General features: G+C 37.1%; 18 protein-coding genes, 5 tRNA genes and 1 other RNA gene. 17 read left to right on the forward strand and 7 right to left on the reverse strand.

Translation table 11 applies throughout. The features are described from left to right. The first annotated feature begins 69 nt into the window (after window positions 1–69). The gene (locus J3U09_RS10670) at window positions 70–1,101 is read left to right on the forward strand and encodes a LacI family DNA-binding transcriptional regulator (RefSeq protein ID WP_267358171.1); all 1,032 of its coding nucleotides are present in this window, start codon (window positions 70–72) and stop codon (window positions 1,099–1,101) included. A gap of 109 nt (window positions 1,102–1,210) precedes the next feature. Here J3U09_RS10670 and J3U09_RS10675 read toward each other — a convergent pair. From J3U09_RS10675 to tgt, 3 genes are all read right to left on the reverse strand, one after another. Next, window positions 1,211–1,335: non-coding RNA, RtT sRNA (locus tag J3U09_RS10675), on the reverse strand. A gap of 40 nt (window positions 1,336–1,375) precedes the next feature. Further along, window positions 1,376–1,452 (reverse strand) — tRNA-Pro (locus J3U09_RS10680). A gap of 71 nt (window positions 1,453–1,523) precedes the next feature. After that, window positions 1,524–2,660: a tRNA guanosine(34) transglycosylase Tgt gene (gene tgt / locus J3U09_RS10685; protein ID WP_267358173.1), complete on the reverse strand. Its 1,137-nt coding sequence runs from the start codon at window positions 2,658–2,660 to the stop codon at window positions 1,524–1,526. A 138-nt stretch (window positions 2,661–2,798) separates the two neighbouring features. Between tgt and J3U09_RS10690 the strand changes: the two genes are divergently transcribed. Beyond that, window positions 2,799–3,461 carry a M48 family metalloprotease gene (locus J3U09_RS10690; RefSeq protein ID WP_267358175.1) on the forward strand — a complete coding sequence of 221 codons (663 nt, stop codon included), beginning with the start codon at window positions 2,799–2,801 and terminating at the stop codon, window positions 3,459–3,461. A gap of 51 nt (window positions 3,462–3,512) precedes the next feature. Here J3U09_RS10690 and queA read toward each other — a convergent pair whose 3' ends face one another. Next, complete coding sequence (gene queA / locus J3U09_RS10695) at window positions 3,513–4,538, reverse strand: tRNA preQ1(34) S-adenosylmethionine ribosyltransferase-isomerase QueA (protein WP_267330976.1); 1,026 nt, start codon at window positions 4,536–4,538, stop codon at window positions 3,513–3,515. Window positions 4,539–4,693: 155 nt separating this feature from the next. Here queA and J3U09_RS10700 point away from each other — a divergent pair, with 155 nt between their 5' ends. Further along, a complete protein-coding gene (locus J3U09_RS10700; protein ID WP_267358177.1) occupies window positions 4,694–5,452 on the forward strand; it encodes a M48 family metalloprotease in 759 nt (252 codons plus the stop codon). A gap of 63 nt (window positions 5,453–5,515) precedes the next feature. On the opposite strand, the gene J3U09_RS10705 is transcribed toward J3U09_RS10700, so the two are convergent. Continuing rightward, window positions 5,516–6,730 (reverse strand): pyridoxal phosphate-dependent aminotransferase, encoded by a 1,215-nt coding sequence (locus J3U09_RS10705; protein WP_267358178.1) that lies wholly within the window; start codon window positions 6,728–6,730, stop codon window positions 5,516–5,518. A 146-nt stretch (window positions 6,731–6,876) separates the two neighbouring features. On the opposite strand from J3U09_RS10705, the gene J3U09_RS10710 reads away from it, so the two are divergent. From J3U09_RS10710 to J3U09_RS10740, 7 genes are all read left to right on the forward strand, one after another. Further along, window positions 6,877–7,146: an ACT domain-containing protein gene (locus J3U09_RS10710; protein ID WP_065562050.1), complete on the forward strand. Its 270-nt coding sequence runs from the start codon at window positions 6,877–6,879 to the stop codon at window positions 7,144–7,146. 42 nt (window positions 7,147–7,188) lie between these two features. Then, window positions 7,189–8,544, forward strand: coding sequence for a PFL family protein (locus J3U09_RS10715; RefSeq protein WP_267358179.1), 1,356 nt, complete (start codon window positions 7,189–7,191; stop codon window positions 8,542–8,544). Window positions 8,545–8,833: 289 nt separating this feature from the next. Beyond that, on the forward strand, window positions 8,834–9,310 hold the full coding sequence (locus J3U09_RS10720; protein ID WP_267328982.1) for a PTS sugar transporter subunit IIA: 477 nt from the start codon (window positions 8,834–8,836) through the stop codon (window positions 9,308–9,310). A 9-nt stretch (window positions 9,311–9,319) separates the two neighbouring features. Then, window positions 9,320–9,598, forward strand: a complete 279-nt coding sequence (locus J3U09_RS10725; RefSeq protein ID WP_220218834.1) for a PTS sugar transporter subunit IIB — start codon at window positions 9,320–9,322, stop codon at window positions 9,596–9,598. A 10-nt stretch (window positions 9,599–9,608) separates the two neighbouring features. After that, window positions 9,609–10,997: a PTS galactitol transporter subunit IIC gene (locus tag J3U09_RS10730; protein ID WP_220218835.1), complete on the forward strand. Its 1,389-nt coding sequence runs from the start codon at window positions 9,609–9,611 to the stop codon at window positions 10,995–10,997. An 87-nt stretch (window positions 10,998–11,084) separates the two neighbouring features. Continuing rightward, the gene (locus J3U09_RS10735; RefSeq protein ID WP_065562055.1) at window positions 11,085–13,148 is read left to right on the forward strand and encodes a BglG family transcription antiterminator; all 2,064 of its coding nucleotides are present in this window, start codon (window positions 11,085–11,087) and stop codon (window positions 13,146–13,148) included. 27 nt (window positions 13,149–13,175) lie between these two features. After that, window positions 13,176–13,838: a class II aldolase/adducin family protein gene (locus J3U09_RS10740; RefSeq protein ID WP_065562056.1), complete on the forward strand. Its 663-nt coding sequence runs from the start codon at window positions 13,176–13,178 to the stop codon at window positions 13,836–13,838. Between the two features lie 95 nt (window positions 13,839–13,933). Here J3U09_RS10740 and dhaL read toward each other — a convergent pair whose 3' ends face one another. Beyond that, window positions 13,934–14,563, reverse strand: a complete 630-nt coding sequence (gene dhaL, locus J3U09_RS10745; protein WP_267330979.1) for a dihydroxyacetone kinase subunit DhaL — start codon at window positions 14,561–14,563, stop codon at window positions 13,934–13,936. 1 nt (window position 14,564) lies between these two features. After that, window positions 14,565–15,569 carry a dihydroxyacetone kinase subunit DhaK gene (locus J3U09_RS10750; RefSeq protein ID WP_267358180.1) on the reverse strand — a complete coding sequence of 335 codons (1,005 nt, stop codon included), beginning with the start codon at window positions 15,567–15,569 and terminating at the stop codon, window positions 14,565–14,567. A 285-nt stretch (window positions 15,570–15,854) separates the two neighbouring features. Between J3U09_RS10750 and tcdA the strand changes: the two genes are divergently transcribed. The 7 genes from tcdA to J3U09_RS10785 form a co-directional block, all read left to right on the forward strand. Further along, the gene (gene tcdA, locus J3U09_RS10755; protein WP_267358181.1) at window positions 15,855–16,649 is read left to right on the forward strand and encodes a tRNA cyclic N6-threonylcarbamoyladenosine(37) synthase TcdA; all 795 of its coding nucleotides are present in this window, start codon (window positions 15,855–15,857) and stop codon (window positions 16,647–16,649) included. Between the two features lie 263 nt (window positions 16,650–16,912). Beyond that, a complete protein-coding gene (gene adhE / locus J3U09_RS10760; protein WP_267358182.1) occupies window positions 16,913–19,624 on the forward strand; it encodes a bifunctional acetaldehyde-CoA/alcohol dehydrogenase in 2,712 nt (903 codons plus the stop codon). Window positions 19,625–19,777: 153 nt separating this feature from the next. Further along, window positions 19,778–19,853 (forward strand) — tRNA-Thr (locus tag J3U09_RS10765). Between the two features lie 32 nt (window positions 19,854–19,885). After that, window positions 19,886–19,970 (forward strand) — tRNA-Tyr (locus J3U09_RS10770). A 55-nt stretch (window positions 19,971–20,025) separates the two neighbouring features. Next, window positions 20,026–20,100, forward strand: a tRNA-Gly gene (locus J3U09_RS10775). 3 nt (window positions 20,101–20,103) lie between these two features. Beyond that, a tRNA-Thr gene (locus J3U09_RS10780) sits at window positions 20,104–20,179 on the forward strand. Between the two features lie 181 nt (window positions 20,180–20,360). Then, window positions 20,361–20,445: GTP-binding protein (locus tag J3U09_RS10785; protein WP_010312103.1), on the forward strand; the 85-nt coding region annotated here is incomplete at its 3' end.

Below are 20,445 nucleotides of genomic sequence, written 5' to 3' on the forward strand. Positions count from 1 at the left end.
CTTTTCATATTACCTAAATGATATAATATATAAATAGTATGAATTAGATTTGTTCTTTTGAGATTAAGTATGCAGGATGTAAAAAAACGTAAGGGTACAGGCCAAACAACCTTGTTTGATGTGGCTAAATACGCAGGTGTTGGAGCCATGACAGTTTCGCGTGCTTTAAGAACTCCAGATAAGGTATCAGATAAACTTCGCCAAAAAATTCAATTAGCCGTCGATACATTAGGTTATAAACCAAATATTTCTGCCAGTTTGTTAGCTTCAGCTTCTGCCAATAAAGTTATTGCTGTTATAACTACAAAAATTTTCGAACATTCTATACAAATATCATTAAATTCGTTACAAACATATTTAGCTAAACAAGGTTATACAATCCTTATATTTGAATCTAATCTTTATTATAAGCGAGAATCTCAACTGCTAAATATTCTTTATAGTCATAATCTTGAAGCTATATTGCTTTTCTATTTTGAAGATGATGATTTCTTAAAACTTCTTACTAATAATAAAACAATTCCTATTTTTAATGTAGGTAAACATTATGAAGAATGCTCAAACATTAAAATCGGATTAGATGATAGTCTAGCAATGTCAATGTTAACTGAACATGTAATTGACAAAGGATACAAAAATATAGGATTACTTTGTGCTAATCACCAATATCATATATTCCAACAAAGGTTACATGGCTGGCATAAAGTTATGTTAAGTAAACATTTACCCACACACAGAATCATTAATGCAGCCAAACCAGCCAACTTTACGACAGGAAGTGAGTTACTATCAGACATTCTATTGAATTGGCCAGAAATAGATGCATTAATCTGTACAACAGATGAATTAGCTTGTGGGGTTCTTTATGAATGCCAGCGGAGGCATATTCGTGTTCCATACCAGTTAGCTGTTTGTGGGTTTGGAGATAGCGAATTTAGTAAGGTGAGTTTTCCAACATTGACAACAGTTTCTTTGCCTTCAAATAATAAAGGGGAATATATTGCTCGTTTATTGCTGAATAACTTAATAAATAAAGAAGATGATTTAACCCCAGACATGCCATCATTAGAACCAATGATATGTTCAAGAGCGAGTTTATAGCTTTAAAAATTTAGGATAATAAGAAGGATTGTTGTAGTTAACTTGAAGTTAAATTTAAATAAGTTAGTTTTAAAAAAGCCTATTAACGAGAACGGGCTTTTCATGAAATTGGTTGGCGAGAGAGAATTCCTTGCATTTCATACTAACTCTTCTGGTTGTTGCTAAAGCAACGTTGTCTCGCTGCGCTCGGCTCTAACCTCCGTCGGTTCTCATCCTCTAGACTGAAGTGAATAATAAAAAAGCCTACTCAATGAGCAGGCTTTTTTATTTAAATTGGTCGGCGAGAGAGGATTCGAACCTCCGACCCACTGGTCCCAAACCAGTTGCGCTACCAAGCTGCGCTACTCGCCGTTAGGATGCGCATAATACTGCGCTAACCTCGATGTGTCAATAGTTACGCCTAAAAATTATAATGATAATTTTTATTTTGTGAAAGGAGCGGGGGTTTTGCCAATTCTTTGGTAAAACTCGGCGACAAATGCTTCGTAACGTTGATTAGCAACCGCTTCACGAATTTCAGCCATTAAGCGTTGATAATAACGTAAATTATGAATGGTATTGAGTCGTGCCCCTAATATTTCTCCACATTTGTCTAAATGATGAAGATAAGATTTAGTGTAATTTTTACAGGTGTAACAATCACACTCAGGATCGAGTGGGGTCGTGTCATCTTTATATTTTGCATTACGGATTTTAATGACCCCATTAGTAACAAACAGATGCCCGTTACGTGCGTTACGAGTTGGCATCACGCAATCAAACATATCAATACCACGACGAACACCTTCAACTAAATCCTCAGGTTTACCAACACCCATTAGATAACGTGGTTTATCAGCTGGTAATTGTGGGCAAGTTCCTTCTAAGATACGATGCATATCGGCTTTCGGCTCACCCACCGCTAATCCGCCAACGGCATAGCCGTCAAAACCAATTTCGGTTAATCCTTTAATCGAGATATCACGTAATTCTTGATGTATACCGCCTTGTACTATACCAAATAAGGCATTTTTATTGCCCAATTCGTCAAAACGTTGGCGACTACGTTTTGCCCAGCGTAGAGACATTTCCATTGATTTTTTGACATAGTCCCACTCGGCAGGAAACGGCGCACATTCATCAAAAATCATGACGATATCAGAACCAAGATCATATTGGATTTCCATTGAAATTTCAGGTGATAAAAAGATTGAATCACCATTGATAGGGTTACGGAAATAGACGCCTTCTTCTTTAATTTTTCGAATATCACCAAGACTAAAAACTTGGAACCCTCCAGAGTCGGTTAAAATCGGGCCTGGCCACTGCATAAAATCATGCAAATCACCGTGTTTACGCATAATTTCTTGTCCAGGTCTTAACCATAAATGGAAAGTATTACCCAATAAAATTTGTGCACCTGTAGCAGCGACTTCTTCAGGGGTCATACCTTTGACGGTACCATAAGTGCCAACTGGCATAAATGCGGGTGTTTCAACTGTATATTCAACACCACGACGATCGAACTTCATTCGTCCACGACGAGCTAAGCCGTCAGTATTATCTAGTTCAAATTTCATTTTTTGTGTTAACCTCTTGCGACCAAATAAACAGTTTGGCGCTAATTATTGATATAATACGTTATCGTATTATTTTTGCGGTGCGTAGTTTATCGTGCTAAACCTAAATAGACAATATCTATAAGGATCTTTGAGCTTTTGAAATATATTATTTTATTATTTGTAGTAATGTTAGTTGGATGTCAAAATCAAATACAGCCAACTATCATTTCATCTGAACGAATTAAAACATTATCTGACTCTGATATATTAGCTATTAGCCAACAAGCTTGCATTGAAAATGATAAGAAGGCAATTATTGCACCTGATTATCATTTTCTTAGTAAGAGATTATCTAATCTTAACAATAAGTTACCTAGAAAAACAAATAATATTGAATTAAGTTACAAAGTTTATCTTGATAGTGAACCTAATGCTTGGTCTACAGCTAATGGTTGTATTCGAATAAATAGTGGATTGATGAAATTACTTGAAGATGATGAGTTACAAGCAGTGATTGCTCATGAACAGGCTCATATTGCACTAAAACACGGAATAAGTTTACTTAGACAAGCGCCTTATATTGAGATTACTGATAAATCCAATGAAATAGTGATTATGGTAAAAGAAGAAATTTCCCATCAATATGAGGTTGAAGCAGATAATTATGCTTTTGATTTATTAGTTAAGGAAAAAATAGATCCCAAAGGATTGGTTAATATGTTAACAAAAATGCCAATTCATGCTAAAAATCAACCAACATCCCATCCAACTAATATAAATCGTATTAATAACATCACTAACAAGTTAAAGCATTATTAGTATTTTTATATTTTGCCAATTAAATTTAGGTAAAATTTAATTGGCTATAACTTATTTAGTAATTAGCATGGCATCACCATAACTAAAAAAGTGATATTTTTCGTTTACTGCATGTTGATAAGCTCGCATGGTATTTTCATAGCCAGCAAATGCAGAAACTAACATTATTAAAGTGGATTCAGGTAAATGAAAATTAGTAATAAGTGCATCGATTACTTTAAAATCAAAACCTGGATAAATAAATATCTGAGTATCTTCAAAAAAAGGTGCAATTTTGCCAGATTGTTTTGCTGCACTTTCCAACGCTCTGACTGATGTTGTACCGACAGCAATGACCTTATTTCCTCGGGCTTTGCATTCTAAAACTGCTTTGACAACTGATTCTGGTACTTCTGCATATTCAGCGTGCATGATATGCGTTTCAATATTTTCAACTCTTACTGGTTGAAATGTACCTGCACCGACATGCAACGTTACAAATTCCATTTCGACACCTTTGTTTTTAAGCTTTTCTAATAAAGGCTCATCGAAATGAAGACCTGCTGTTGGCGCAGCAACTGCACCAGGCACTTTACTATAAACAGTTTGGTATACCTCACGATCTTGATCTTCATCAGGTCTATCTATGTAAGGTGGTAAAGGGATGTGTCCAATTTCATTCAAAATTTTAAGTACATCATCAGGAAATTGTAATTCGAATAAAGTATCATGGCGAGCAAGCATGGTAACGCTAATATTATTTTCCTCACCTAAAATCAGCTCAGCACCTGCTTTAGGTGATTTAGATGCTTTTATATGTGCAAGAGCTCGATTATCTTCTAATAAACGTTCAATCAATATTTCAATTTTTCCACCAGATGCTTTTTTTCCATATATTCGAGCCGGAATCACTTTTGTGTTATTAAAAATAAGTAAATCCCCCTGATTGATGTAATCAGTGATATCAGTGAATACTTTATCTTCAATATGACCTGTACGGCTGTTAAGTGATAATAATCGGCATGAACTTCTTGTTTCTGATGGGTATTTTGCAATCAGTTCTTTTGGGAGTGTAAAATCAAAATCTGACAGTTGCATATTAGTGTTCCTCAAAAAATGAGGCACTAGTCTAAAGTGCTAATAATGACTAAGCAAGTAATTATTTGTTGATTATTATTAAATTTGCGTTAAAATTCAAAAAATCTAGCTTTAAGTTAGAAAAAAGTAAAATTTGTTAATATAAGGAAAAGAGTATGAAAAAACATCAAAAAACTTTGCTTGTTGCACTACCTTTAGTTGCAGCTATGTCGTTAGCTGGTTGTAAAAACATGAGTGCTAACGATTTAACTAGTCTTGGCATGAAAGGTTTGAAAGCGGCAACACTCAGTGATAATGATGTGAAAGCATTAAGCCAAAAATCATGTGCACAAATGGATGCTCAATCAAAAATTGCTCCAGCTAAAAGTGCTTACGCTAAACGTTTAAATAAAATTGCCAAAGCTCTTGGTAATAATATAAACGGTACACCAGTTAACTATAAAGTATATATTACTAAAGATGTTAACGCATGGGCAATGGCTAACGGCTGTGTACGTGTTTACAGCGGTCTAATGGATATGATGAATGACAACGAAATCGAAGGTGTTTTAGGTCATGAATTAGGTCACGTAGCTTTAGGTCATAGTAAAAAAGCAATCCAAGTTGCTTATGCTACAGAAATTGCTCGTGATGCAGCAGCAGCATCAGGTAATGCAACAGTTGCTAAATTATCTAAATCAAGTATTGGTAAATTAGCAGAAAAAGTTATCAATGCTCAATTCTCACAAGCTCAAGAACAAGAAGCGGATAACTTCTCATTTGATTATTTAATCAAGAGAAAAATTAATCCAGCTGGTCTTGCAACAGCATTTGATAAATTAGGTGGCGGTGAATCATCAATTTTAAGTAGCCATCCATCTTCATCTAAACGTGCACAAAATATCCGTAATAAATTAGCTGAATTAAAAAGATAATTAATTCATATTACTGATTAAATAAAAAGCGCCAATTCTGGCGCTTTTTTTATTTGTATCTAATTATTGCTTATAACTGGATAGAAAGTTACTAAAGCGGTTAATGGCATCTTCAAGATCACCGGTATGTGGCAGTGCAACAATTCTTACATGATCGGGTTTGTGCCAATTAAAGCCACTGCCTTGTACTAACAATACTTTTTCTTGTAATAAAAAGTCTAATACTAATTTTTGGTCATTGTGAATATTAAACTTTTGTTGATCCAGCTTTGGAAACAGGTATAACGCGCCTTGTGGTCTGGTGCATGAAACGCCCGGAACCTCATTTAACAACCGCCAAGCTAACATGCATTGATCATATAAACGGCCACCGGGCACAATAAATTCATTTATGCTTTGATATCCGCCAAGTGCACCTTGAATAGCATGTTGTAATGGCACATTGGCGCATAAACGCATCGAGGCGAGCATATTTAATCCTTCAATATAGCCTTTTACATGCTGTTTAGGTCCACAAAGCGCCATCCAACCTTGTCTGAAGCCTGCTACTCGATAGGTTTTTGATAAGCCGCTCATGGTAACAACAAATAAGTCAGGAGCAAGGGCGGCAATCGAATGATGCACGGCATCATCGTATAAAATCTTATCGTAAATCTCGTCTGCAAAAATAAGCAAATTATGTTGGCGAGCAATTTCGGCAATCTCAAGTAACACTTCTTTGCTATAAACTGCACCGGTTGGATTATTAGGATTAATGATCACAATCCCTTTGGTTTTGGGGGTGATTTTTCGTTTTATATCCTCTAAATCCGGTGACCAGTTGGCCTCTTCGTCACATAAATAGTGAACGGCATTGCCACCGGATAAACTAATTGCCGCTGTCCATAATGGGTAATCAGGCATAGGCACTAAAACTTCATCCCCACTATTGAGTAGCGCTTGCATCGATTGTACAATCAGTTCAGACACACCATTGCCGATATAGATATCTTCAATATCTAAATTGGTAATTCCTCTGGCTTGATAGTGTTGCATAATGGCTTTACGAGCTGAGTAAAGCCCTTTTGAATCGCAATATCCTTGCGCAGAAGGTAAATTACGAATGACATCAACCAATAATTCATCTGGGGCGGCAAAACCAAAAGGGGCGGGATTTCCAATATTGAGTTTAAGGATAGTTTGACCTTCTTCTTCAAGTCGTTTTGCATGATCTAAGATAGGTCCACGAATGTCGTAACAGACATGATCCAATTTATTGGATTTTTGGAAATTTATCATAACTTCGCCCTTTCAATTTATTCTAATGATATTTTTATTTTTGTTGAAAAAAACAATCTACTCCTATTTCGATAATTTTTGAAGATGTTATTATAATCAACTCAATAAATATCTTTTAATTGTGTGAATTTTGTGCGGAGTATGTGATGAAAACGATCTTAACTGTCATTGGAAAAGACCAAACTGGAATAATTGCGGGAATTAGTCAAAAGCTGTTTGAATTAGATATTAATATCTTAGATGTGAGCCAAACGATTATGGATGAATATTTTACCATGATTATGTTACTTGATTTATCCAAAATAAAAGTCTCGTTTGATGAAGTTAAAACTTCGTTAACGCAAACAGGCGACAGACTCAAGGTAAAAGTAAATATTCAGCGAGAAGAGATTTTCGATGCTATGCATCGTTTGTAATTTCAATTCTAATTCTACATTTCTTACTTAAGGATAGGACTAATGGAAACAAAACAGATCCTCGAAACAATTAAAATGATTGAGGAAGAAAAACTTGATATCCGCACAATAACCATGGGTATTTCTCTCCTTGATTGTATCGATAGTAATGGTGAGAAAGCGCGTCAAAAAATTTATGACAAAATAACCACATTGGCTAAAGATCTTGTCAAAGTTGGGGATCAAATCACTTCCGAATTTGGCATCCCTATTATCAATAAACGTATTTCCGTCACGCCGATATCTTTAATTGCCGGCGCCAGTGATGATAAAGATTATGTTGCCTTTGCTAAAACCCTTGATAGAGCAGCTAAAGCCGTTGGTGTTAATTTTATTGGTGGGTTTTCTGCCTTAGTACAAAAGGGCTATCACAAAGGTGATGAGATTTTAATTAAATCCATACCGCAAGCGCTGGCTGAAACTGAGCGAGTGTGTGCATCGGTCAATGTTGGCTCAACTCAAACCGGTATCAATATGGATGCGGTTAAGCAAATGGGGCAAATTATCAAACAAGCGGCAGAGTTAACCGCTGATAATAGTAGCATGGCATGTGCAAAATTAGTTGTATTTGCCAATGCAGTTGAAGACAACCCTTTTATGGCCGGCGCATTTCATGGTGTTGGTGAAGCCGATTGTGTGATTAATGTCGGCGTGAGTGGACCTGGCGTTGTTAAACGTGCGCTTGAGAAAGTAAAAGGTCAACCTTTTGATGTGGTTGCCGAAACGATTAAAAAAACTGCATTTAAAATTACCCGTATGGGGCAATTAGTTGGAAAAGAAGCATCAGAGCGCTTAGGTGTGAAATTTGGTATCGTAGATTTATCGCTCGCACCGACGCCGGCAATTGGTGATTCGGTTGCGCATATTTTAGAAGAAATGGGACTGGAAGTGGTCGGCACACATGGCACAACGGCAGCTTTAGCGATGTTAAATGATGCCGTTAAAAAAGGTGGCGTAATGGCGTGTGGTCATGTCGGTGGTTTAAGTGGCGCCTTTATACCTGTTTCTGAAGATGCTGGCATGATTGATGCGGTTAATTGCGGGGCACTTAATTTGGAAAAACTCGAAGCCATGACCTGTGTGTGTTCAGTTGGTCTTGATATGATAGCCATACCGGGTGATACCTCCGCTGAAACGATTTCGGCTATTATTGCTGACGAAGCGGCAATCGGTGTAATTAACCACAAAACCACAGCCGTGCGGATTATTCCGGCTGTGGGATTAAAGGTGGGTGATAATATTGAGTTTGGTGGATTACTCGGTCATGCTCCTGTGATGCCGGTGAGTAAATTCAGTTCATTTGATTTCATTCATCGTGGCGGACGAATTCCGGCACCAATTCACTCTTTCAAAAATTAAATAACCTTCAATACTTATTGTGATTCTGTCTATTAAATTGCTAATAGCAGAATCACAATTGCCTAACTATCTAACTTGGTATAACTATTCTCAGATATTTCCCGCATTTTTTAGCGATAACTTTTATCCCTATGATGTGCAATTTTATGGATATTTTTTGGTATCAAATCCAATAGTCTGCGCTGTTTTAATTTCCTAAAATCAATGACATCAAATAATTACTGTATGAGTTAGTCATCAAAATCAGCCCGATTTAAAAATGACTAACGACATAATGATGGAGGATGAAATGGAAAATGAATCTAATAACCAGCTGTTTTGTAACGATCTGATTGTGTTAGATAGAGACTTCCAAAATTCAAATCAATTTTTTGATTTTACTTTTTCAATTCTACAACGTGGTGGTTATGTTAATCCAACATTCTTAGAAGCGATTAAACACCGAGAGTCTTTATTTCCGACCGCTTTACCGACCAAACCTTATGTGGTGGCAATGCCACATACCGATATCGAACATGTTATTAGACCATTCATTTTCTTTACTCGAGTGAAAGGAACAATCCCTTGGTGTGAAATGGCAAATAATGATCATGTTTTAGATGCTAATTTTATCTTTCTATTGGGATTTAACCAAAAAGATGGACATATTGATTTATTACAAAAATTGATGTCCTGCTTGGTAAATTCATGTTTTTTAGAGGCGCTATATCAGGCAAAAACAGAACATGAAGTTTTTAACTTATTGACGTCAAATATCCATTTATAAGGAGGCATTATGAAAAAGGTTATTGTTGCATGTGGGAGTGGAGTGGCCACATCACAAACGGTTGCAAGTAAAGTGACACGCTTATTAAAAGAGAGAAATCTTAATGATATTAAAGTGGAAGTTGTCGATCTTAAGTCGGTAGATTCTCACATTAAAAACAGTGCGGCATATATTGCCATTACCAAAATTGAGAAAACATATCCTATCCCGGTTATTAATGGCATTGCTTTTTTAACCGGAATAAATATGGATGCAGAACTGCAAAAAATTATCGATGCCTGCAAATAGGAGTGTAATTATGGACTTTCTTGGAACAGTTATAAATTATATTTTGAATTTAGGTGCACCGGTATTTGTGCCTATCATAATGCTCATTGCGGGCTTAATTGTACGTATGAAATTTCGAGACGGGGCATCGGCCGCTATTACTTTAGGTGTTGCGTTTGTTGGAATGAGTATGCTGATTGGTTTTATGGTTGGCGCAATAGGCGCTGCTGCACAAACCATGATGGAGCGAACCGGTATTGAACTCAGTATTGTTGACGGTGGTTGGACAACAATGGCAAATGTTTCGTGGGCTTGGCCATATGCTTTTTTAATGTTTCCCCTGCAAGTTGGCGTCAATATCTTAATGTTGGTATTGAAAAAGACCGATACGTTTAATGCTGATTTATGGAATGTATGGGGTAAAATTTTTACTGCCTTTATTGTTGTTGCCGTAGCAACGCCACTTGTGGGCGGAATAATTGCGCTGATATTGGCTTTTGTTGTTGCAACGTTGCAAATTATTTTAGAGCTCAATTCCGGTGATATTAATCAGCATCGAATCGAAAAGTTAACCGGTATTCCGGGCGTAACTTGTACGCACCGAATGCTATTTTTCAGTGCCATTTATTATCCTTTTGATCTTCTATTACGCAAAATCCCCGCTTTGAATAAGCCAATGGATGCAGCAACCTTGCGTTCTAAACTAGGGGTATTTGCTGAAAATCACGTAATCGGATTTTTATTAGGTGTCATTTTTGGGATTATTGCTGGTTATGATGTGGCGGCCATTTTAATGCTAGGAGTGCAAGCGGCGACCGCTTTAATGCTGTTCCCGATGATCTCAAAATTATTTATGCAGGCGCTATCCCCGATTTCTGAGGCGATCAGCGATTATATGAATAAACGCTTTGCTGGTCGTAAACTGTTTGTGGGTCTTGATTGGCCGTTTATGGGGGGAGCAAGTGAAATCTGGTTTACTTTAATTGTCGCCATTCCTATCACCTTAATTTGGGCAGTAATTTTACCCGGCAATAAAATCTTACCATTTGCCGGCATTATTAATATCGCACTGGTTGTGCCAGCTTATATTTTAACCAAAGGCAATACATTAAGAATGGTGATTTTAGCTATCATCGGTGTGCCATTTTTTCTGTTTGTCGGAACGCAATTTGCGCCAATTATTACCGATTTAGGCTTAGCCACTAAGGCGATTGATATTCCAAACAACCAACTTATTTCTAACAGCTCTATTGATGCACCTGTCTTTACTTATGCATTTTCATTTATTTGGCAATGTTTACAAGGCTATTTTGTTCCATTGATATTGGCTATTTATTGGTGCACTGGCTATTTCTTTTATGCACGTGAGCTGAAAAAAGAGGCACAACAAGATAGTGTTGATCTGAAAATAGATGAGTAAAACTGGACTATTTGTAAACAGGTAATTAGTACAAACTGATGGTAATGCTCGTTATCATCAGATAACGAGCAAGAGGCTAATAATTATATGGTTGTTGATAAAAGAATTCATGCTGTTTTAAATGCATTAATTCAAAATCCAAGTGTCAGTGGCGTAGAGCTGCAAAATAAATTTGGGTTAACCCGTAAACAGCTTAGTTATACCTTAAAAAAGATTAATGATTTTCTTGAGTCATCAAATCTTGAATTAATTAAACGATTTAAAACCGGAAAATTTAGCATTCCTAAAGTCGTGATTGAAACCTTTAGAGACGAACCCGTCTCGCTTTCTATTGGTCGATATATCTATTCAGAAGATGAAAGAGTGCATCTACTGCTATTTTTTTTATTAACCAGAACTGAGCGCTTGTCATTAATTCATCTCTCCTCAGCGCTGACCGTTAGCCAAAATACGGTGATTAATGACATTAAAAAAGTGCAAACCCTGCTCGATCAATATCATATGCAGGTAACTTATGATCGTGAAAATGGTTATCGCATTGTTGGTACAGAAATTAATAAGCGCTATTTATTATTAAAGCTAATTCATCGCATCATTAATATGCCAATAGCCGATAAAATTTTTCGGCACAATAAGATTATTACTCAAGGCCGATTAGAGCAAGTCGGACAAGTGTTTAGTGAAATTGAACGAAAATTAAAAATTGTTTTTACCGATGAACAACTGCAAGAATTAACCTATTTTATTGGTTTTATGCTACACCGAATTGAAACCAACAAAAAAATAGAGTTATTGCCGGAAAACTATACCGATGTAGCAAACAGTCGTGATTTTCAATTAATGAAAAAATTAATTGAACGCTTTGGCATTACCGATCTGAATGAGCAGATTTTTTTAACGGTATTGGTACAAAGTTCCAATATCCAAACATTATCAGACAAATATTTTCATCTCGATGCCGTGTTATTAGAGAGTGCAGTTGAAGTTATCGATAATTTTGAACAGATCAGCTGTATTACCTTTCAGGACAAAAGTGAATTAATTGAACGTATTTATCAACACTGGAAACCGGCCTATTATCGCATCCGTTACCATATCACCAACATCAACAGTGTTTACGATATTGTTTTGCAAGAGTTCGGTCATTTACATGAAATGGTACGTAAAGCCATAGCGCCGTTTGAAAAGATACTGCATTGTAATATGCCGGATGAGGAAGTGGCGTTTATTACCGTTTTATTAGGCGGCTGGTTAACACGAGAAGGGCTAATTAACCAAATTAAAACAAAGAAAATTGCCATAGTTGTTTGTGAAAATAGCGCCACAGTCTCTACTTACTTATATTTGACTTTACAGGTATTGCTTCCGGAACTTCACTTTTCTGATGCCATGTCTAAACGAGAGTTTGAAAAGTATAAACACTATTATGACATTGTTTTTTCAACCTCACATTTATCCACCGATAAACTGCTCTTTATCGTTAACCCTTCGTTAAATAATTTGCATAAAAACGCATTGCGTAACCAAGTTATTGGCACATTACAAGGGATTGACCCAAGCATTATCCAAGTTGAAGAACTGATGTTAATTGTTGAAAAGTTCACCCATATAAAAGACAGAAAGGCGCTACAAAAAGAGCTTACCGCCTACCTGTATAATGATGAACTCAATGACAATCCGCTACGAATCAACCAACAAGAGATCCCTTCGTTGGCGGATTTAATGCAAAAAGAGCATATCTACCTTGCCCAAACAGCCGATATTTCATGGCAACAGGCACTGGAATTAGCGGCTAAACCACTATTAAACGGACAATTTATTGAACGTTATTATCTGGAACGAATGATCAATAAAATCCAATTTGAACAGCCCTACATTATGCTGGTTGAAGGGTTAATTATTGCGCATGCCGGTATTGATGATGGTGTCAATCAAGTTGCCATGTCGCTACTTAGGTTACCCGACAAAATCGATATTGGTGGCTATATGCAAGCCGATTTAATTGTAGTGCTAGCGACCAACAATCCACAAAAACATCTTAAAGCATTGGCGCAATTAAATGAGTTATTAGAACTTCATGACGGTTCAACCCATTTACGCCAAGCCAAAAATAATCAAGAAATTTGGGAATTATTTGCCCGCTATCAATGAATATTTTGCCTAAAAAGGAGTGTTAAAATGTTAGAGATTCAAAAACAATATGTTGTCGATATGGCTAAGAAATCCAGTGAATGGGGACTTTGTAAACATAAAGCAGGTAATTCAAGTGTTCGGGACAAACAGACCGGCTATGTGCTAGTTACCCCAACAACCATTGATAAACAACTATTAACCGCACGTGATATTGTGGTTATGGATCTAGATGCTAATGTGATTGAAGCGCAATCCGGATTAAGACCGACTAGTGAATGTTTGATGCATTTGGAAATTTATAAGGCTCGTCCGGATGTGTTTGCCGTTTCACACACCCACTCAATTTTTGCAACGGCATTTGCGGTATTAGCAAAGCCCATTCCGGCAGTTGTTTATGAGTGTGCTATTTTGAATTTAAAAGACGGCGTGATTCCGGTTGCGCCATATGGTCGCCCTGGTACGCCGGAACTGTCAACTAGTGTCATTGAGCCAATTAAGCGAGCCGATGCCATTTTAATGGAAAAACATGGCGCCATTGCGGTGGATAAAGATCCCTATGAAGCGGTATTAAAAGCGGCCTACATTGAAGAAATGGCAGAGATTTATTATCACGCATTGTTGATTAATGGTGGTAAAGATCCGGGTGGATTCCCGCCGCAAGAGTTACAAAGTTGGGCATATCCTTCCCAAATAAAATTTAAACAATAGGGTAGGTGGATAATGAAAGAGAGGAAAAGTCACGCCTAAATGACAGAAACAAATAAGTTAATAAATCCGCCAACACTGTTAGCGGATTTATTTTTTTAAGACATCTGAATATATTCATTCATATATTTTAAAATATAAGCCATTGAAACAGCGCCCGGATCCATATGACCAATGGCACGTTCACCTAAGTTTTTAGCTCGACCAAATACCGCTATCATCTGTTTGGTTTGCTCTGCGCCTTCCATTGCTGATTGGGCAATTTTAGGTAACGCCTCTTTCAAGGGTAATTGGCATAATTCATTTGCGCTGGTTGCCGCAGCTGCTAAAGCATCAACCATGGTCTTATCACCCGGTTTAGCATTGCCTCGTTGATAGACGGCTTGCCAACCTTGATTAAGTAGTGTTGCTAATGTGCTGGTATTAAATTCTGCCTCACCAATAATACTTTTACCGCCAGCTCTAAATAAAGTGCCAAATATTGCACCGGAAGCCCCGCCCATACTGGTCATTAATTTTGTACCAACTTGATTGAAAAAATCACCAATATCATTTGGCTTAAACTGATTGTCTTGTAACAGTACTATCAATGTCGCAAATCCTCGCTTCATACCAATACCATGATCGCCGTCGCCAACAATTTGATCTAAAGCGGTTAATGTTGGCTCACTTTCCACCATTTTTTCGGCGACAAATAACATCATTTTACGTAGTTGTGACAAGTTCATTCTATTTTCTCCATCCTAAGGTTTGGCAAGGTAGGTCATAAAGGTGTTGTAACTGCTGATCTAATTTCATTAAGGTGATCGAAAAGCCGGACATTTCCAATGAGGTACAAAAATGGCCAATGGCAATATCATGGCTGATTATGCCTCGTGAATCGAGTTCAATACCGACTTTTCTGGCAATGATTAAAAGTTCGGTATTACTCATTGCACCTAAGTTATTAATCAGTACGCACACCCGATCGGTACGCACAAAAGGTAGATCGTCACACAATCTATCTATCATCTCTTTAACCACATCGTCGGTGGAGGTCATTGTTTGACGGCGTAAACCGGCTTCACCATGAATACCGATACCAATTTCAATTTCGTTATCTGCCAGTTCAAAGTTAAAGTTATTCGACTGAGGCAATGCGCAACCATTGAGCGCTACACCGATAGTGCGTACGTTGTTATTGGCTTTTGCTACGACTTGATAAAGCTGGTCAAGATCATATTTTTCCAATTGCGCTGCTGCGCCGGCTATTTTATAAAGAAACATAATACCGGCAACGCCCCGACGATCTGAGATTTTAGAAAGCGGAGCAGAAGCAATATCATCGGTTGCGCGAATGGTTTTGGTGGTAATATTTTCTTCGGCTAAAATTTCGGCAGCAATATCAAAATTCATCCCGTCCCCGGAATAGTTACCATATAAAAATAGTGCGCCATGACCTTGATGTGTGGCTTTGGTCAATTCAATTATTTGATCAGGCGAGGGCGAGGTAAACACTTCGCCAAGTGCACAGCCGTCAATGCTGCCTTCACCGATAAAGCCGGCAAAAGTTGGCTCGTGACCGCTACCGCCACCGGAAATAACCACAACTTGATCATCTGTGATGTGATTACCATAAACGGCAAAGTAGTTTGGAATTGCAGTGAGTTTGCCATTATATCCATATACTAAGCCTTGCATCACTTCTTGCCTGACATTGTTAGGATCGTTGAGTAATTTTTTAGGTTTGCGCATTTGCTTTTCCTCTTTATTAAGCATAATTAACCAGCTATATTTTAGGAAAAACAAATAATTGAAACGAATACAATTAATGACAAATAATATCCCACTGGTTGCGCATCATCGGGATGTACATTTAAAGTGCATTGCAAAGCATATATTGCAACTTGAGTCCTTGAAAACGAATATATCGACATTATTTATATATAAATTAGTTAGCAAAGCAAATTGTCTTTATTATTGGTAAACAAGTTTTTGGAGTGTTGGGTGTTTGACGATAAGCACCTTCGATAATCAATTATGAAATCAGAATCCTACTTTCAACGTTTTAGCGGTATTGCAAGACTTTATGGTGAAGCGGCATTAACGCAATTTTCACAAGCTCATATTTGTGTCATTGGTATTGGTGGTGTTGGGTCATGGGTGGCCGAATCCCTTGCCCGTAGTGGTATTGGGCAAATTACCTTAATTGATATGGATGATGTGTGTATCACCAATACTAATCGGCAAATTCATGCGTTAAATACCAATATTGGTAAAGCTAAAACTGCTGTTATGGCTGAACGAATTTTACAGATCAATCCACAATGCATCGTCAATGTCATCGATGATTTTATTAGTCCGGATAATGTTGCAAATTATTTAGGGTCGAAACAAAAACCTCGCTTCAACTTTATTATTGATGCCATTGATAGCGTGCGTGATAAAGCTGCGCTTTTAGCACACTGCAAGCGAAATAAATTAAAAGTTATCACCATTGGTGGCGCAGGCGGGCAAAAAGATCCGACCAAAATTAAAATTGCTGATTTAGCCAAAACCGTTCAAGACCCGCTAGCGGCTAAATTGCGTGAGCGCTTAAAAAATGATTATAAACTCAATAAAGATAGCAAAGGTAAGTATGTCATTGCGTGCGTCTTTTCGACTGAGCAGTTAACTTATCCAGCTCAAAATGGTCAGGTTTGTTCCACTAAAAGCCAAGCTGAAGGTAGCAAAAAAATGGATTGTCAGTCCGGATTTGGCGCTATTACTACCGTGACAGCGACTTTTGGTTTTGTGGCTGTGAGTTATGTATTAGATAAGTTAATTAATGTTTGATTTTAAATTTAATTTAGCTAAAGAAACAATTTTGCTTCCTTTAGCTAATTAATTATATTTTCTTAAAATCTTCAAATTTAATTCGCTTAAAGTAATAATAAATTTTGTTCTTTTAAAGAACATTCATTTTTTGTTAAATATCTTATTGTATTAAGTAAAAAACTGATTTACGATATTCCACAATTTCGTTTTGCTATTATAAATATGTTCAAGGAAGACGCCAAACGATCCAAGTTTATTTTTTAATTTTCAAGGAGAAATCTATGGCAGTAACCAATATGAATGAGTTAAATGAGTTAATGACTCGAGTGAAAAAAGCTCAAGAAACTTATTCTACTTATACTCAAGAGCAAGTTGATAAAATCTTCGTAGCAGCAGCAACAGCTGCAGCCGCAGCTCGAATCCCTCTTGCACAGCAAGCTGTTGCTGAATCAGGAATGGGAATTGTTGAAGATAAAGTTATCAAAAACCTATTTGCTGCTGAGTATATTCTTAATAAATATCGCAATGATAAGACTTGTGGTGTTGTTGCTGAAAATGAGCCATATGGCACTATCACTGTAGCTGAACCATTAGGGATTATTTGTGGTATCGTTCCAACTACAAACCCAACATCAACAGCGATTTTTAAATCACTAATTAGTTTAAAAACTCGTAATGCTATCGTATTTTCACCTCATCCTCGCGCTAAAAAATCTACCATTGAAGCTGCTCGAATTGTGCTAAATGCTGCAATTAAAGCTGGTGCTCCAAAAGATATTATTGGTTGGATTGATGAACCATCTATCGAATTATCTAATGCATTGATGCATCATGATAATGTGTCTGCCATCTTAGCTACTGGTGGTCCAGGTATGGTTAAAGCAGCTTATAGTTCTGGTAAACCAGCATTAGGTGTTGGAGCAGGTAATACTCCTGTAATAATTGATGAAACAGCTGACTTAAAACGTGCCGTTGCATCAGTGTTGATGTCTAAAACATTTGATAACGGTATGATTTGTGCCTCAGAACAAGCTATTGTGGTTGTTGATTCTGTTTATGACGAAGTTCGTAATTTATTAAAACAATATGGCGCTTATATTTTAAATGCTAAGGAAACCAAAGCAGTACAAGGTATTATCTTAAATGATAAAGGAGCCTTAAATGCTAATATCGTTGGTCAACCAGCAACTAAAATTGCTGAATTAGCTGGATTTAAAGCGCCTGCAGGTGCAAAAGTGCTTGTTGGTGAAGTGAGTAAAGTTGACTTATCGGAACCATTTGCTCATGAAAAACTTTCTCCAACTTTAGCTATGTTTAAAGCTAAAGACTTTAATGAAGCAGTAGATAAAGCTGAAAAATTAGTTGAAATGGGCGGTATGGGTCATACCTCTGTGCTTTATACTGACCAAGATAGCAATCGTGATCGTATTGCTTACTTTGGTAGTAAAATGAAAACATGTCGTATTTTAATTAATCAACCAGCTGCTCATGGTGGTATTGGTGATTTATATAACTTTGATTTAGCGCCATCTTTAACACTAGGATGTGGTTCTTGGGGGGGTAACTCGGTCTCAGAAAATGTCGGTCCGAAACACTTAATCAACAAGAAAACAATCGCTAAGAGAGCAGAAAACATGTTATGGCACAAATTACCAAGTTCTATCTATTTTAAACGTGGCTCACTTCCAGTTGCTTTAAATGAAGTAATTGAACAAGGTGCCAAACGCGTATTTTTAGTAACCGATAAATTCTTATTTAACAATGGTTACTCTAAACAAATTACCGATCAACTTGAAGAACGTGGCGTAATTTGTGAAACTTTCTTTGATGTTGAAGCAGACCCAACATTAAGTGTTGTTCGTAAAGGTACTGACTCAATGATAGCATTCCAACCGGATACTGTTATTGCTTTAGGTGGTGGTTCTCCAATGGATGCCGCAAAAATTATGTGGGTACTTTATGAACATCCAGAAACAAAATTTGATGAATTAGCATTGCGCTTTATGGATATCCGTAAACGTACTTGTCATTTCCCTAATATGGGTAAAAAAGCCAAATTAATTTGTGTGACAACTACTTCTGGTACTGGTTCTGAAGTTACACCGTTTGCGGTAGTAACAGATGATGCAACTGGCCAAAAATATCCATTAGCTGATTATGCAATTACACCAAATATGGCAATTGTTGATGCTAACTTAGTAATGAATATGCCTAAATCACTTTGTGCTGCAGGTGGTTATGATGCGGTAACTCATGCCTTAGAAGCTTATGTGTCAATTATGGCAAGCGAGTTCTCTGATGGACAAGCATTACAAGCATTGAGCATATTGAAAGCATATCTACCTACAAGCTATAAAGAAGGGGCTAAAAACCCAGTTGCTCGTGAAAAAGTGCATAGTGCTGCAACGTTAGCTGGTGTTGCATTTGCTCAAGCATTTTTAGGTGTTTGTCACTCAATAGCGCATAAAATTGGTGCTGCATTCCATATCCCTCATGGTGTGGCAAATGCAATGCTGATTAGTAATGTTGTTCGCTTCAATGCAACAGATAAACCAACTAAACAAGGTACGTTTAGCCAATATGGTTATCCTCAAGCCGTTAGACGTTATGCTGAAATTGCTGACCACTTAGGCTTAACTGCTGCATCAGACAAAGACGAGAAGAAAGTTGAGAAATTAATTGGTTGGTTAGATCAATTAAGAAAAGATCTTGAAATTCCATTCTCTATTAAAGAGTTTGGTATTGATGAAAAAGCTTTCTTAGCTCAAGTTGACCAACTTGCAGTTGATGCATTTGATGATCAATGTACAGGTGCTAACCCTCGTTATCCTTTAATTGCAGAATTGAAACAAATTCTACTTGATACTTATTACGGTCGTGCATATCAAGATAAAGGTGATATCAGCGAAGATGTAGCAGTACATACAGCAGCTAAAGGTGTTGCTTCAACTAAGAAAAAAGCAACGACTAAAAAAGCGACAAAAAAGAAATAATTTAACACATTATTTTTGATTAAATAAAAACCTGAAATAGTCTATATTTCAGGTTTTTTTTATATTTTTGATTTTTTTTTAAGCAAACAATAAAAAAAATGTTTTTTTTGCTTGCAAGGTTAAATGTTCTAGTCCATAATGCGCAGCACTTAGGCCGGCTTAGCTCAGTAGGTAGAGCAACTGACTTGTAATCAGTAGGTCGCCAGTTCGATTCCGGCAGCCGGCACCATTTTCCTAAGTAAACAGTTTATAATGATTCGGGGTGGGGTTCCCGAGCGGCCAAAGGGAGCAGACTGTAAATCTGCCGTGTCACACTTCGAAGGTTCGAATCCTTCCCCCACCACCATTATCTAACATTAGCAATTGCTAATTGAAGCATTTAGGTAGCCGAGTTTGAACATGCGGGCATCGTATAATGGCTATTACCTCAGCCTTCCAAGCTGATGATGCGGGTTCGATTCCCGCTGCCCGCTCCAATTGCTGATATAGCTCAGTTGGTAGAGCGCACCCTTGGTAAGGGTGAGGTCGGCAGTTCAAATCTGCCTATCAGCACCATTCTTGTCACTTTCCTAAACTTCTAAAAAATTATATTTAATAGCTTTAAAGCTTGTCACTAGATGGCTTTATCTGTTATTATGCAAAGCTAATTTTAAATTAGTATTATGTTAAAACTAAATATGATACTTGGTTAATGTGGTGATTCACCACCGATTTGTATTACATTGAGGGACTATAAATGTCTAAAGAAAAATTTGAACGTACAAAACCCCACGTTAACGTTGGTACAATCGGCCACGTTGACCATGGTAAAACAACTTTAA

The sequence above is a fragment of the Gilliamella sp. B2889 genome (genome assembly GCF_026536885.1).
Taxonomy (GTDB): Bacteria; Pseudomonadota; Gammaproteobacteria; order Enterobacterales; family Orbaceae; genus Gilliamella; species Gilliamella apicola_E.

Coding starts and splice junctions, on each gene's coding strand:
- J3U09_RS10705 (WP_267358178.1), bottom strand. CDS start 6,730: ATGATAAATTTCCAAAAATCCAATAAATTGGATCATGTCTGTTACGAC.
- J3U09_RS10725 (WP_220218834.1), top strand. CDS start 9,320: ATGAAAAAGGTTATTGTTGCATGTGGGAGTGGAGTGGCCACATCACAA.
- tcdA (WP_267358181.1), top strand. CDS start 15,855: ATGAAATCAGAATCCTACTTTCAACGTTTTAGCGGTATTGCAAGACTT.
- J3U09_RS10700 (WP_267358177.1), top strand. CDS start 4,694: ATGAAAAAACATCAAAAAACTTTGCTTGTTGCACTACCTTTAGTTGCA.
- J3U09_RS10750 (WP_267358180.1), bottom strand. CDS start 15,569: ATGCGCAAACCTAAAAAATTACTCAACGATCCTAACAATGTCAGGCAA.
- J3U09_RS10710 (WP_065562050.1), top strand. CDS start 6,877: ATGAAAACGATCTTAACTGTCATTGGAAAAGACCAAACTGGAATAATT.
- J3U09_RS10730 (WP_220218835.1), top strand. CDS start 9,609: ATGGACTTTCTTGGAACAGTTATAAATTATATTTTGAATTTAGGTGCA.
- J3U09_RS10735 (WP_065562055.1), top strand. CDS start 11,085: ATGGTTGTTGATAAAAGAATTCATGCTGTTTTAAATGCATTAATTCAA.
- dhaL (WP_267330979.1), bottom strand. CDS start 14,563: ATGAACTTGTCACAACTACGTAAAATGATGTTATTTGTCGCCGAAAAA.
- adhE (WP_267358182.1), top strand. CDS start 16,913: ATGGCAGTAACCAATATGAATGAGTTAAATGAGTTAATGACTCGAGTG.
- J3U09_RS10740 (WP_065562056.1), top strand. CDS start 13,176: ATGTTAGAGATTCAAAAACAATATGTTGTCGATATGGCTAAGAAATCC.
- J3U09_RS10670 (WP_267358171.1), top strand. CDS start 70: ATGCAGGATGTAAAAAAACGTAAGGGTACAGGCCAAACAACCTTGTTT.
- queA (WP_267330976.1), bottom strand. CDS start 4,538: ATGCAACTGTCAGATTTTGATTTTACACTCCCAAAAGAACTGATTGCA.
- tgt (WP_267358173.1), bottom strand. CDS start 2,660: ATGAAATTTGAACTAGATAATACTGACGGCTTAGCTCGTCGTGGACGA.
- J3U09_RS10720 (WP_267328982.1), top strand. CDS start 8,834: ATGGAAAATGAATCTAATAACCAGCTGTTTTGTAACGATCTGATTGTG.
- J3U09_RS10715 (WP_267358179.1), top strand. CDS start 7,189: ATGGAAACAAAACAGATCCTCGAAACAATTAAAATGATTGAGGAAGAA.